The sequence below is a fragment of the Psychrobacter sp. 1Y4 genome, assembly GCF_051847555.1.
In genome coordinates, this window is the sequence record NZ_JBPYDE010001145.1 from 1 (window position 1) to 520 (window position 520).

The following is a 520-nucleotide window of genomic DNA, read 5'->3' on the forward strand; positions in this document are numbered from 1 at the left end:
TTGTGTATTGATACGAATAAATGATATCAGTCGCTATGGCCTCTTATACTGATGGACGAACAACGCTATTCACCTTTACTAAACCAATCTACTGCCATTTGCCAAAGCTCGGGCGATTTAGCATTGGTTTTACTGCTAAAGTAGCGCATGTGGCCGATATGATTTAATCCGAAATCTTCAGGATTCAAAAACCGCTTTTCGACGGGCATGTTCGTAAATACGCGTATCATGTCATCCATGTTTTCGCTATTGGCAATATCGTCATCACTAAAGCCAAGCCACAATGCTGGCATGTTGAGTGCATCGTAAAAATGGGTGTGTATACTTTTACCAAAAGCAGTTTTGATATAGCCTGCGCCATTACACCATTCACGCCATTGACGAGCCACGCCGCGCGGTAGTGGCTCGCCCATGCCAATCTTGTCTGAAGGCGTATAGCCTAGTGTTAAATTGGTGAATGGGATAAACGCATCCATAAATCCCATGGCTTTGAGCTTATAAGGCATACCCATGTTTTTGA

1 pseudogene is annotated in these 520 nt (G+C 43.5%); it reads right to left on the reverse strand.

What is annotated here, in order from left to right:
* Positions 1-65: 65 nt before the first annotated feature.
* Positions 66-520, reverse strand: a pseudogene (locus ACS8FC_RS20850) (alpha/beta hydrolase); the annotation flags it as partial.